Below are 13,043 nucleotides of genomic sequence, written 5' to 3' on the forward strand. Positions count from 1 at the left end.
AGGGTAGACTTGGGCGGATCTTAGAAGGCCGTTGGGGCCTGAAAATCCACATTTTCTACCTCTTCCCCCTGTACCGGGAGTGGGACTCGAACCCACACGGGGCGTATGCCCCAACGGATTTTAAGTCCGTCTGCAATCAGACCTCATGCTATAAAGAGGTCAGTTTCTCCCTCATGCTGTCGGCGGTTTTGTAGGCAGCCTTCAGCTGCTCTGTCGATGTTTAAGCTACAGATTTACGACAGCAACAGCAAGCCGAGCCCGTACTCGAAGAGTCACCCCCAGCAGACCGGGCGGCTGGGGGGCGGTGAGGGCCTTCAGTCGTATTGTAGGCGTCGCTCCCTGACGGGGGAATTTGTCACCCGCTTCAGAACGGCGTATTGTCAGGGTAGCCCCGTCATCTCGTGTAGGGACCGGCGGCAGTGGGCACCGTATATCATTCCTTTCTATACTGGAGATGACCTCAATGCGAGCAATTCTACCGGCGGTTCGCCGCCACAACACGTTATTGATACCCCTGCTGGCGCTGACTATGTCGGGGCTCTTTATCTCGGCCTGCGATAGCACCGTCGCTCCGGAATCTGTGGTGGCCACGGCGGGCGACGCAGCCGCGGCGAAAATGAGCGCGCGCGGCTCGTGGAACAACTGGCACGTGCATGACTTGGCACCCCCCGCGGTGCCGTACACCGATGAGAACGGTCTCAGGCACGAGGGCTACGACATCTGGCCGTTGATCTGGCCGGACTACCCTTCGCCCGCGTCTCCGGTGGTGTACTGCATCGACGGGGCCGAGAAAGCGCTGGTCGGTGGAGACGGCGGCTCAAAGCTGGCTTCGGGCACCTGCCGGAACGAACTCTACATCATCCAAATCAAACTGAACGCTTCCGACGGGCCCGTCCCTGCAGAGAGTTCAGGGTGGACGGCGCTGCCTCTAGGCAACCTCACCCTCTACTACCGCCTCACACCGCGCTGACCCAGCCGGACGAGACGAGGTAAGCCTTCGGGGTGCCTCGCATAGAGCGGCATCCTGGCCTTCCAGTGATTACGGGCTTTAGTTTATAGTTCCGAATCTCTGAGAGTCAAGCAAGGGGGTGGCGAGATTAGCTCGTTACCCCTTTGGCTTACAGCCCCGGCTTGCGATGCAGGCCGGGGCTTTGTTGTCGTGCCGACTTGTCAGAGTTGGTGTCCATAACCGGAAGACTTGGGCGCATTTGACATTCCCACCCTCTCTACCGACCATGATCCCTGTTGCCGCACCGTTTGACATCGAGGTTCTTGCCCCCTCGCCAACGCCTGAGCCCAGCGCCTTATTTGATGCACCTCGGTCGAAGATGGAGATAAACGCCATGAGAATGCGTATAGTCATCGTCGCCACATTGCTCCTCTCCATGTGCACGTTGGGCGTCAGGCCAACATGTGCTCAAGAGGAGTTCAAGAGCGGCCATTTCACGACGAGCGACGGTGTCGAGCTTCACTACCTGGAATCGGGCTCCGGTCCGACCCTCGTGTTTGTGCCGGGTTGGACCATGCCCGCAGAGATCTGGGAGCATCAGATTCGGCATTTTGGCTCGACGTATCGGGTCGTCTCTCTCGATCCTCGCGGGCAGGGCCGTTCCGAGAAGCCGACGCATGGGTACCATCCTTCACGTCGGGCGCTCGATATAGGGGAACTGCTCGGGCACCTTGGCGGGGCACCTGCGGTCGTGGCTGGATGGTCGCTCGGCATGCAGGAAGTCCTCATCTTGGCACACGAAGTCGGGACCGAGAATATCCGAGCAGTTGTACTTGTCGATCATGTGATCAACATAGAGCAGCCCGAGGTATTTACGTCCAGGTTCATCAGCCTTCAGACGGAGCGGGAGGAGTGGACTCGGGAGTTCATCAGGGCGATTCATCGTAGCCCTCAATCGGATGAGTATCTGGAGGCAATGACGCAGGCAGCACTCGCCACGCCGACGAATGCTGCCGCGATGATGATTGCGAACATCATCCTGATGGGGCCGACAGATCTGCGACCTGCGTTGAACTCTCTGGACCGCCCGGCGCTATTCATCGCGTCATCGCTGGATTGGGCCGTGGAGGAGGCTAAGCTGGTCCGTAAAGGATGGCCCGAGATTCGGGTTGAGGTCATCGAGGGGACTTCGCACGCGCTCTTCGTGGACAAGCCGGATGAGTTCAACCAAGTGCTGGGAGAGTTCCTGGCGACCGTGCCGGAATAGTCGCCGTCTGAGGAAGAACCAATCGCGACTGTGTAGGAACGGCCTAGCGGGCACCCAAGACGTAACCTTCGACGCCACGGGCCTCTCCTCAGGCGTCGACCTCTACCGCCTCCAGACCGGGGACTTCATTGAGACGCGTCGGATGGTGGTGGCGAAGTAACAGGCCAATACAATGCGCCTCCGATAGCCGCAGCTTGCGATGCAGGTCGGGGCTTTGTTTTTCGGGGAATCCCCCGCAGACAGCAGTCACCGTCCTCAACTATTTAAGATGGAGAGGATCGTCGAAGTAGACGATTGTCGCGGTCCAGGACCACGTGGTACGAACAGCAGGTGGCGTTATGAGAACGAAGATTATCACGTCCGGCATATTGGGTGGCATTGCCATGAGCATCTGGATGTTTGTCGTGAACGCTGTGCTCGGGTTCGAACACAGTATGCAAATGAAGAGCATCACGAACGAACGGGAAGTCTACGACCTTCTGAAAGCCAGCATCGTTGAGCCAGGTCGGTATGCATGTAATCCAGAAGGAACTCCCCAAAAGGGCTTCCCGGATGGAGAGCCCGTCTTCAGCATTCTATATGGAGGCGTGGGTCACGAAGCAGCGGGGGCAATGATGCTTGTGGATCTACTGATCTTCTTCGTGGCGACGGTGATTGCCGCGTGGATGTTGTCGCTTCTGTCCACCCGGTTCCGCGACAGCTACAGGAATCGAGTTCTATTCTTCGCCGCTATTGGCCTGCTGTTTGCTGTTGCTATTGATGTCGCGAACTACGGAATCGGTGGCTATCCGCTCGACGACACGGTGATTCTAGCGCTACACCGGATCGCAATGTGGGTGTTTGTCGGCCTCGTGGTGGCGTGGCGCATGAAGCCCGATCCGGACGTTATTGAGAGCTGAATCGGTGGAAGGTCGGCGACGCTCCCGGCGAAGCCGAATTCCAATTCCGCCCAGTAGCTGTACCGGGAGTGGGACTCGAACCCACACGGGGCAAATGCCCCAACGGATTTTAAGTCCGTTGCGTCTACCATTCCGCCATCCCGGCATCACCTTCAAAGCTAGGCACACCCCGACCCCCACGCAACGAGACACCACACCCGCAAATCACCAGAAACATAATCACGACCGTTCGATACCTATGTGCCACAAACACGGCAGCGGCGCCCCACATGCCCAATACCCACGCCGACCTCCTACAGCGGACCACGGACTACATAGCCCGCTCCCGATCCACCTACTCCGGTGACGCTCAGGCCGCTACCGTCCTGCTCTCCGACGGCGCATGGGTCCCCGGCGTTCGAGTGGAAACCGCCTCCTTCTCGCTGGCCATCGATGCAGCCGTCAACGCCATCTCCACATCCGTCGCCGCCGGCCGCTACGATATCGTCGCCGTCGCCCTGAGCCACCCCGCCACTACCGCGCAAGCCAGCTACCTGACACAACTCGGCATCGTACCGCTCCGTCAGCTGAATGAACAGGTATTCATCCTCCGCAACGACTCACCCCTGCCGGCTCTGACGACGGAGCTGAATCCCGCCATCCGCATCCCGGAATCCGACTCCGCCCGCATCGACTTCGCCCGCATCGACTTCGCCCGCATCGACGCCGCACGGCGGATCGCCGCGAACGCCTTCATACCCGAGTCGGCCTTTCCCGTCGGCTGCATCGCCGTCCTTCGCGACGGCACCGCCATCCCCGGCGTCAACGTCGAGAACGTCGACTGGAATCGGATCATCTGCGCCGAACGCAACGCCGTCGGTACCATCGCGAGCTACGGCCTCGCGCCCGCCAGCAAGCTCTATCTATCGTGCCCGCTCGACCCACAGGGCAGCCCCTGCGGCGCCTGCCGACAGGTCCTGGCGGAACTTGCTCCGGGCTCAACGATTTTGATGGACCGCGGTCCCGAGCCACCCCACACGACCACGCCGGAAGCGCTGCTACCCGGGTCCTTCACCGGCACAGCCCTCCTTCGCCGACACGACTCCGAATCCGATCCGCATCAGAACGGCTGAAGGTGATTACAGACTTCCTCATATTCACCGTCGGCCTCGTCGTGCTCTACTTCGGCGCCGACTGGCTCATCCGCGGCGCCGCGTCTCTTGCGCTGCGCTTCGGCATTCGTCCCCTGGTCGTGGGCCTCACGGTGATCGCCCTCGGCACGTCCATGCCGGAGTTTCTCGTCAACTTCTTCGCCGCGCTCAGTCAGCAAGAAGCCCTAGCACTCGGCAATATCATCGGATCGAATGTCTGTAACATCGCGCTGATCCTCGGCCTGTCGTCGCTCGTGTACCCCATGAGCGTCAGCAAAGGAACACTGAGAAAGGAATACCCGATCATGATGGGCGTCATGCTGCTGTTCTACCTGCTGGCACTCGACGGCGTAATCAGTCGTATCGATGGCGCAGTCCTCGTTGCGGGCCTTTTCGCCTTTCTCATGTTCGTGGTTTTTGACGCCCGCAGGTCCGGTGTATCTCCCGCCGTCGAACAGATCAATGACGCGGGTCAGGAGGCTATTCTCCTTCGTCCCTGGAAGAAGGTTGCCTACCTGGTCGGAGGCATCCTGATGCTCAGCCTGGGAGCACGCCTCATGGTGGATGGCGCCACCAGCATCGCAAGCAATATGGGCATCAGCCCAACGGTCGTCGGCCTCACAGTGGTGGCGATCGGCACGAGCCTCCCGGAACTCGCCGCTTCCCTCGTCTGCGCGATCAAGAAGGAGGCCGATATGTCGGTTGGAAACGTTCTGGGCAGCAACTTGCTGAACGTTCTCTTCGTTGTCGGCCTGGTCGCCCTCATTCAACCTCTCCACGTCGATCAACAATCGCTCGACGTGCACTTTCCGGTCATGCTCGGCTTCGGCGTACTCCTTCTGCCGCTGGCCTGGACGCAATACCGGATCACTCGCCTTGAGGGCGGCGTACTTCTTACAGGCTTTGTTGGATATCTGACCTATCTCGTCTACCCATATGTTGCATAGACTACCGGCCTCAGCCTCACTAATCCGGGTCGTCGCGCTCATGGCCGTCGCGGCCTGCCTGTCCGCGCCAGCCCGTGCAGACGAGCCGGATTCGGTCAAATACTGGGTCCTCTTCACAGACAAAGTCGAGACTGTGGACATGTCGGCTCCTGCCGCATCCGCACATGCCACGGAGCGTGCAATGGATCGGAGGCGGTTGAGAGGCAGACCACATGCCGCGTCCCTGCTCAAAGCCGTATCTACAGATTACATTCAGTATTTGGCAGATTTGGATGTACGCCAACACGTTACTAGCAATTGGCTCAATGGCATCAGCGCCTGGCTGACTCCGGAGAAGGTCACCCGCGTCCGCACCCTGCCCTTCGTTCGCGAAGTCCGGCCCGTCGGCGTCGCAGTGGTCGAGGAAACGCCGTTGACGGTCGATCTGGTCGACCACTCTCCCGTTCCGCCCGTTTTCCGCACGAGCTCTCGGATGGCGTACGGTCCATCCGAGACTCAGCTTGACGTGGTCAATGCGATTCCGCCGCTCGAACAGGGTTTCAACGGGACCGGTGTCCGCCTTGGCTTTCTCGACACCACGTTCGACAACTTCAACCACCCGGCATTCAACACGATGCAGACGGAAGGACGCCTGATAGAGGTCCGCGACTTCACCGGGCTCAGTCAGACCAACCTCCACGGCCGATCCGTGGCCTCGATCGCGGCCGGTTTTCTGGATGGCCAGCTCATCGGCCCTGCCTACGGCGCAGAGATCGTAGCCGCCACGACGGAATTCGCCCCCACCGAGACGAACCAGGAGGAGGACAATTTCGTCGCGGGAATGGAATGGCTGGAATCGATGGGCGTGGACGTCGTCAACGTGTCGCTTGGCTATACGACGTTCGACGACGGGCAGCATAGCTATGCAACAGATGATTTGAACGGCGACACGGGCATCACGACGATCGCGGCGGATATGGCCGCCTCGCTCGGCGTCGTTGTCGTGACCAGCGCGGGCAACTGGGTATCCGCCGGGTGCGGTTCACCACTGGATTGCTGGTACTACATAGGGACTCCTGCGGACGGCGACTCGGTCATCGCCGTTGGAGCCGTCGACGCGAGCGGTACCCGGGCATCCTTCAGTTCGTACGGTCCGACGGCAGACGGTCGAATCAAACCCGACGTCTCTGCCATGGGCGTAACTGTGTACCATGCGTCGTCAACGTCAGGTATGGGATACGGGAACGGTACGTCGTTCTCCGGACCGATGGTTGCCGGCGTCGCGTGTCAGATGCTGCAGGCAAACCCGACCCTCACGCCGATGCAGGTTCTGAATCTTTTGAAGCAGTCTGCCAGCCAGTCACAGAACCCGGATAACTCGCTGGGCTGGGGCATCATTAATGCGGAGATTGCCGTGGCCGCCGCCATCGCCGTCTCGACAGAACGTGAGAGCCCGGTTAAGCCTGTTCGGATTTCCGCATACCCGAATCCATTCGACGATCACGTGACGTTCGCGTTCGAGAGCGACGACCCGGGACATGCCTCCCTGAAAATCTTCGACCTCCTCGGACGCGAGGTGGCCCGCCCGCTGGACGATGTCGTGTCCGCCGGCAGTCACACCGTGATGTGGAACAACGATGGTCTTGCCGCGGGCATTTACGTATACGTTCTGACAACCCGCGACGGCACGCGCGCCGGCCAGGTCGCACGACTGTGATCAGTACTCGCCACGTCCGACACGACCGGCCTGTGTGATGGAGATTCTCTTCGGACTTAATCCGGTCTTGCTCGTGCTTGGTGCGATAGCCGCCGGGCTCGGATCAGTCCTCATGTACCGGGGCACAACTCCGGCGCTCTCCGTCGGCAAGCGTGCGTTGCTCGGCGCGCTTCGCTTCCTGTCGCTCTTCATCATCATTCTCCTGCTCTGTGAACCGATCCTCGCGCGTCTGACCACTATCACCGAGAATCCGATCCTGGCCGTTCTGATCGATACGAGCGAGAGCATGCGAATTGGAGATGGAGGCGGAGATACCGCAGCTCCGGATCAACGGATCCCCACACTCCTGGATGCGCTCGGAGAATGGGCACCGTCGACGGTTCGTTACTTCTCGTTCGACAGTCGGGTGAGCAATCTGGTCGCCGATGAGCCATCACTCGACAGTCTTGTGTTCGAGGGGCAGCGCACGGACATCTCTGCCGCTGTCGAGTATGTCCGCTCTGAACTGTCCGAATCCAACCTCGGCGCTGTACTGCTTGTCTCCGACGGCCGCTACACGTCGGGGCGCAATCCGCGTCACACGGCCGATCGCTCTGACGTCCCCATTTATACCGTCGTGCTCGGAGATTCGACCGAGAAACGGGATATACGGATCTCCCGCGTCAACACGAATGACATCACATACACCGGGGTGGGTCTGCCCTTCGAGGTCGGCATCGTGGCCACGGGCTTTGCCGGATCACGCGTTGTCGTTTCAGTGTCTGTCGAGGACTCGACGGTCGGCTCGGCCAGGGTCAACGTGCCACCGGACGGCACGGAGGCATCTGTGAGCATGGTCTTCACTCCGGACTCGCCCGGGCTCAAGCAATTCATTGTAAGGGTAACGGGCCTCGAGGGAGAGGCGACATTCAGAAACAACGTCTCGACGACCAACGTGCGAGTGCTGGACCGGCGACGACGCATCCTTCTCGTTGGCGGAGGCCCTGACCCCGACCTGGCCGCGATGCGGCAGATCCTTGAGACAGATGAAAGCAATGAGGTTTCTACGATTGTCCAAAAGCGCGGTGGCGGCTACTACGGAACCGGCATGCCGACGACGTTTGGTGACGTTGACGTGATCGTTCTGGCAGGCTTCCCCGCGCCTTCCGCAAATGTCGATGATGTGCGTCGCGTTGCCACGGCCATCGCGAGCGGCACACCGGGTATCTTCATTGCGTCGCGCCACATGGACCTGAGGCGGTTCGAGGAGATCCTGTCGCCGGTGTTCGGCACGACCGTCCCGCGTCGTCAGCGGACGTTCTACGAGGCCACTCCTGTGCCGACGCCGTCGGGCCATCGCCACTCTGTCCTGGAGGGAATCGCTGCGGGCGAAGCGTGGCTCCGCCTTCCACCGGTCACGACGACCGACGCACCGTGGACTGTTGCGGCCGATGCGCGCACCCTCGCGACGGCCCGCGTGCGCGACGTGAATCTCAAAGATCCCCTGCTGGCAGTAAGATCACAGTCCGGCACCCGCACGGCGGTGTTCTTCGGTGCCGGAACGTGGAGGATGGCCAACCTTCCGGAGGCCCTCTCGGCGTACCAGGACCACTGGCCCGGTTTGTTGCGCAACCTGATCCAGTGGGTATCCGCAGCCGAGGACGATCGAATGGTTCGAGTGCGTACCACGTCGGGTGAATTTGCCGGTGGCGATCGCATCGGTTTCACCGGGCAGGTCTACGACGAGAGCATGAATCCCGTGAGCGATGCGGACATCGAGATCCTCGTCACGGCACCCACCGGAGACGAGTACCGCTACGGAATGGAATCGATAGGAAACGGCCGCTACGTTCTCGACGCCAGCCCGCTCGGCGAAGGCACGTACCGGTACCGCGCAACAGCAATCCGCGCAGGCTCGCCCGTCGGCACGGACGCCGGCAGTTTCGCCGTCGGGAATTTGACGCTCGAGTTTCGCAATCCGGTCGCCGATCCCTTGCTGATGCGCCAGATTGCCCTGCGCAGCGGCGGTGCAGCCTTGACGCCCGGGACGTTCAGCCGCCTGCCGGAGCTCGTTGCGTCTTCGGGCCGCTTTGAGCCCGTCGTCTCCGAGCGTCGGAGGGAACTCGAGCTGTGGCGCCAACCCGCATTCCTGCTCATCGTGATCCTGTCACTCGCAGTCGAGTGGGTCCTGCGTAAACGTGCCGGGCTGAGTTGATTGAATTCGTGCGAAACCTTCGCCCATGTCGAAACAATTGCGTCCCAGAAAGCTATCTGACCTTTTTGCCGCGTTTATCAACACATCGTACCGGCCGAAAAGTTACCACCAGGCTCCCAACACATGGATGAATCGGTAGACCGGCGCGAGGCGCTTGACGCGATCCAGGCGTTTCGCAATGGAGATGCAGGCGTTCCTTTTCCCGCTCTGAAGCGGTTCGCCGCCCCTATTTTCGATCTCTACGGGAGAGAAACGCTGGACCCGCCGGAGTCTGCTCCGACCCACGAACTGGTCGACTGCCTCTCCATGATGGAAACGGCACGACTCTTCTGGGTCTACTTCGGCTCTGGAAGCGATCGGGATTCAGCCCTGACCGGACGGGTCAAGGAACTGCTCGTCGGCGAAACACCGAGCCTGGAGCAAGAGGCCGTCTTTGCCGCCCTGGTCGAGCAACTGAGAAGCAACTGGGGTTCCATTCCGCGGTCGCTGCGAAACGGCAGTGCCACCTCGTCGAATCCGTCTGCGCTGCTCCAGGTTCTCTGCGAGCTCGAATGCGGTGAACACGAGTCTGACGATTCGGTCGGCGTCGACGAAGCCCCCGACGGTGCCATCGATTCGCCCGAAGCGCTGGCCGCATTTGCCAGCCCTCTCCTGGAAGATCCCTCACTGGGAGACGACCCGGATCGGCTGTCCGAGATGATGCAACGGGCGCGAGACTACTGGCACCTTGCTCAACTCGACGGAGCCGACTTCGAACTGCACCAGAGGGCTATCGCGGACAGACATTCGACATCCGGAGACGAGCGGGAGATCATTCTCGCCGAGGCAAGTTTTATGGTGGCGCGATTTCACATGCTGTTTCCGCACTGGACCGGCCCACGGACGGACATTTAAGTCGGCGCTGCGTATGCGCAAGGTTTTCCAAGAGTCATGAGTACTAACGGACAGAATCAACGGCTGATGACAGATCGCGACCTGGATGATCTGTCGAAGGTCCATCAGAATCTCGCGAACCTGCTTCGTACCGTGCGTCGGCATCTGCACGCCAATCCCGAGCTCGGTTTCCAGGAGCACAAGACGGCACAGTACATCCGCGAAATCCTGCAGATGGAAGGTGTCACGGGTATTCAGGAGATAGCCGGCACCGGTCTGTACGTCGACATCAAGGGTGATCACCCCGGTCCTATGGTCGGCTACCGGGCAGACATAGACGCCCTCGAGGCTGAGGATCGGAAGGACGTTCCGTATCGCTCGACCAGCGACATCGCGGCGCACCTCTGCGGCCACGATGCACATTCGTCCGTCGCGATCGGTGTGGCGGTCCTGCTACACGGCTTGAAGCAGCACCTGCACGGAACGGTGCGCGTGTTCTTTCAGCCCAATGAGGAGGGCGTCCCGAGCGGAGCGCCCGTGATGATCGACGGAGGCGTGCTCGACGGCCTGAGCGCGGTTTACGCATCCCATGTCGATCCAACGCTGCAGGTCGGTCAGTACGGCCTCATCGCAGGACCGGCAACCGCCTCCGCAGACCGATTCCTTGTTCAGGTAAGCTCGGACACTTCGGGCCATTCCGCACGGCCGCATCAGACGATCGACACGGTCTGGGTCGCGACGCAGATCGCCACACAGCTCTACCAGATGGTCGGCCGACTGTCGGATGCCAGAAATTCGGCGATCCTCACGATCTGCCGTATTGCCGGCGGCCACGCATTCAACGTGATTCCGGCAGAAGTCGAATTCGGCGGGACGTTGCGGTGCATCGACGAGGACGAACGTGCGAGACTGAAGGCGCGCACGATTCAGATCTCGGAGGATGTCGGCCGGTTGTACGGCGCCGACGTCAAAGCAGAGTATTCCGATGGCGCACCGGCGGTGATCAACCACCCCGGATTGGTCAAGGGTGTTGCCGCGACGATCACAGAACTGTTCGGCGATCAGGCAATCGTTCGTATACCGGTTCCAAGCATGGGTGCAGAAGACTTCGCGTACTACTTGAAGTACATTCCGGGTATGCTGTTGCGCGTCGGTACAGCCTCCGGACCTGCGACCAGCCACCCCCTTCACGACTCTCGATTCGACATCGACGAAGAGTCACTGGCGCCTGCAGCCCAGCTTATGGCCTGTGTGCTGATGAGCCATCTGAGGGAGCAAGCGGTCCGGCAAGCCACGGTCGCCTAGTGCCCGCGTCGGTGCGAACAAAAGCACCGGCGTATGTCAAAAACACTCTGCCTCCTTTTTCTTCTCGCCGTGGTCTGTCAGTCGACGCACGGCCAGTTCGTCGAAGACTTCGAAGATGGTGACCTGACCGAATCACCGCATTGGACGGGCGAGCTCGACCGCTGGTTCATTGAAGACACTCCCGGCGGCAAACGCCTCGCAACGCGGGGCCTCGCGGAAAGCGACACGCTGCTCCTCAGCACCAACTCCCCATCAGCCTACGGAACGTGGAACCTGAGATACGGATACCGGGGTGGTCCGCTCAGCAACTTCAACCAGGTGCGGGTGGTCCTGTGGTCCGCGACTCGCGAACCGGCGACCGTGTACTACCTGCTCATCGGTTCGAACGACCGGACGCTCAAACTCTACACATCTGACACGGCCTTCGGCGAACGAGAACTCGTCGGGTCGGCTGCTGACGATATCCTGTCCTCCGACTCCGCAGCAATCCAGATCCGTGTCGAGCACGACTACTCAAACAACTGGCGCGCATGGCTCGATGGGCGCCTCGTGATTGAGGAAGGACCGCCGGCCGATCCCCTTGACGCCGACGGTGAGTTTGGTCTCTGGATCAAGCATACGGCGGCCCGCGGATCCGATCACTGGTTCGATGACATCAGCGCTACGCGTGCCGTGGAGTCCGATAACACGGGGCCTCTGATGGAGTCCGTGATGATTGAAGGTCCACAAATGCTGTCGGTTCGATTCAGCGAACCCGTCGCGACCGAGTCCGCCTGTCTTCCAAACGCCTACAGCTTGGACAGCGGCGATGCACCGATCGCTGTCTACTGCCCGACGGGGTTGTTCACCGACACGGTCAGCATCGAGACCTCCAACCCGCTTCCGTCCGGCATCAACCGGCTGACCGCACACTCAGTTGCGGATCCTTCCGGCAACGTGACTCCGATCAGCACGATCGACTTCGATATGCCGGACCATGGGGATCCGCCGCAGCCGCGCGACCTCGTTATCAATGAAATCGATTTCGCACCCGCTATTCCCGAGTCGGAGTTTGTCGAGATCTACAATCGTTCTCCGCGACGAATCGACCTCTCGTCGATCTGGCTCGGCGATGATCGCTCCGCAGCACCAGTCACGACACGTCGAATCCTGATGGAGCCAGGCGCCTTCGCGGTTGTCACGCGCGACAGCACTTCACTTACACAACGATTCCCGGATCTTCCCGCTATCGAGATGGACGGGTGGCCCACGCTGAACAATAGTGGCGACTCCGTCATGCTGATCCACGAAAGCGATACACTCGATGCTGTGACCTACGCGCCCCACCCCGGCGGAACGACCGGATCGCTCGAAAGAATCGACCCCGAGGCGCCATCTGACTTCCCTCCGAATTGGATCCGTTCAGTCTCGCCCGACGGCGCCACACCGGGCCAAATCAACAGCGTTTTCCTACCCGACAACGAGCCGCCTGATCTGCAGTTCGTCGAGCAAACCTCCGCCACCGCCGTGAGGGCCGTGTTCACCGAGCCACTGCCTGTCGCTCGCATCGAAGCGGTCGCGTTTGAACTGAACGGGAAGGTACCCGACGTGATTGCGCCCGGTACGCCGCACTACTCCAACGACTACTTCCTGTTGTTCGAGTCCGTCGAATCCGGAACGCTTCGGGCCAGCCAGATTGCAGATGCATCCGGCAACCTGCGTGTCGAAACTAACTCGGCGGTTCACCTCCTTCCGCGTCCCGGCGAGCTCATTATCAATGAGATCATGTTCGAGCCGCGTATCG

10 protein-coding genes and 1 tRNA gene are annotated in these 13,043 nt (G+C 60.6%); 10 read left to right on the forward strand and 1 reads right to left on the reverse strand.

Annotated features, from left to right (window positions below; genetic code table 11):
* The first annotated feature begins 463 nt into the window (after positions 1–463).
* The 3 genes from HKN37_09085 to HKN37_09095 all read left to right on the forward strand — a co-directional run bounded on the left by HKN37_09085 (position 464) and on the right by HKN37_09095 (position 3,115).
* Entirely contained in the window at positions 464–970 is a 507-nt protein-coding gene (locus HKN37_09085) for a hypothetical protein (protein NNE46799.1), read from the forward strand.
* A 373-nt stretch (positions 971–1,343) separates the two neighbouring features.
* Positions 1,344–2,216, forward strand: a complete 873-nt coding sequence (locus HKN37_09090) for an alpha/beta hydrolase (GenBank protein ID NNE46800.1) — start codon at positions 1,344–1,346, stop codon at positions 2,214–2,216.
* A 338-nt stretch (positions 2,217–2,554) separates the two neighbouring features.
* On the forward strand, positions 2,555–3,115 hold the full coding sequence (locus HKN37_09095) for a hypothetical protein (GenBank protein ID NNE46801.1): 561 nt from the start codon (positions 2,555–2,557) through the stop codon (positions 3,113–3,115).
* Between the two features lie 60 nt (positions 3,116–3,175).
* Here HKN37_09095 and HKN37_09100 read toward each other — a convergent pair.
* A tRNA-Leu gene (locus HKN37_09100) sits at positions 3,176–3,260 on the reverse strand.
* A gap of 124 nt (positions 3,261–3,384) precedes the next feature.
* Here HKN37_09100 and HKN37_09105 point away from each other — a divergent pair.
* From HKN37_09105 to HKN37_09135, 7 genes are all read left to right on the forward strand, one after another.
* Positions 3,385–4,227, forward strand: a complete 843-nt coding sequence (locus HKN37_09105; protein ID NNE46802.1) for a cytidine deaminase — start codon at positions 3,385–3,387, stop codon at positions 4,225–4,227.
* 2 nt (positions 4,228–4,229) lie between these two features.
* The gene (locus tag HKN37_09110) at positions 4,230–5,192 is read left to right on the forward strand and encodes a calcium/sodium antiporter (GenBank protein ID NNE46803.1); all 963 of its coding nucleotides are present in this window, start codon (positions 4,230–4,232) and stop codon (positions 5,190–5,192) included.
* Complete coding sequence (locus tag HKN37_09115) at positions 5,182–6,888, forward strand: S8 family serine peptidase (protein ID NNE46804.1); 1,707 nt, start codon at positions 5,182–5,184, stop codon at positions 6,886–6,888. Before HKN37_09110 ends, HKN37_09115 begins: the two co-directional genes overlap by 11 nt.
* A 37-nt stretch (positions 6,889–6,925) precedes the next feature.
* Positions 6,926–9,082, forward strand: a complete 2,157-nt coding sequence (locus HKN37_09120) for a VWA domain-containing protein (GenBank protein ID NNE46805.1) — start codon at positions 6,926–6,928, stop codon at positions 9,080–9,082.
* Between the two features lie 123 nt (positions 9,083–9,205).
* Positions 9,206–9,976 carry a hypothetical protein gene (locus HKN37_09125; GenBank protein NNE46806.1) on the forward strand — a complete coding sequence of 257 codons (771 nt, stop codon included), beginning with the start codon at positions 9,206–9,208 and terminating at the stop codon, positions 9,974–9,976.
* Between the two features lie 36 nt (positions 9,977–10,012).
* Positions 10,013–11,260 carry an amidohydrolase gene (locus HKN37_09130; protein NNE46807.1) on the forward strand — a complete coding sequence of 416 codons (1,248 nt, stop codon included), beginning with the start codon at positions 10,013–10,015 and terminating at the stop codon, positions 11,258–11,260.
* A 33-nt stretch (positions 11,261–11,293) separates the two neighbouring features.
* On the forward strand, positions 11,294–13,043 hold a 1,750-nt coding region (locus tag HKN37_09135), incomplete at its 3' end, for a lamin tail domain-containing protein (protein ID NNE46808.1).

It is taken from the genome of Rhodothermales bacterium, from assembly GCA_013002345.1.
Lineage (GTDB): Bacteria > Bacteroidota > Rhodothermia > Rhodothermales > JABDKH01 > JABDKH01.

Excerpts from the sequence above, each read along its gene's own strand:
- HKN37_09085 (NNE46799.1), top strand. The coding sequence starts at position 464 with ATGCGAGCAATTCTACCGGCGGTTCGCCGCCACAACACGTTATTGATA.
- HKN37_09090 (NNE46800.1), top strand. The coding sequence starts at position 1,344 with ATGAGAATGCGTATAGTCATCGTCGCCACATTGCTCCTCTCCATGTGC.
- HKN37_09095 (NNE46801.1), top strand. The coding sequence starts at position 2,555 with ATGAGAACGAAGATTATCACGTCCGGCATATTGGGTGGCATTGCCATG.
- HKN37_09105 (NNE46802.1), top strand. The coding sequence starts at position 3,385 with ATGCCCAATACCCACGCCGACCTCCTACAGCGGACCACGGACTACATA.
- HKN37_09115 (NNE46804.1), top strand. The coding sequence starts at position 5,182 with ATGTTGCATAGACTACCGGCCTCAGCCTCACTAATCCGGGTCGTCGCG.
- HKN37_09120 (NNE46805.1), top strand. The coding sequence starts at position 6,926 with ATGGAGATTCTCTTCGGACTTAATCCGGTCTTGCTCGTGCTTGGTGCG.
- HKN37_09125 (NNE46806.1), top strand. The coding sequence starts at position 9,206 with ATGGATGAATCGGTAGACCGGCGCGAGGCGCTTGACGCGATCCAGGCG.
- HKN37_09130 (NNE46807.1), top strand. The coding sequence starts at position 10,013 with ATGAGTACTAACGGACAGAATCAACGGCTGATGACAGATCGCGACCTG.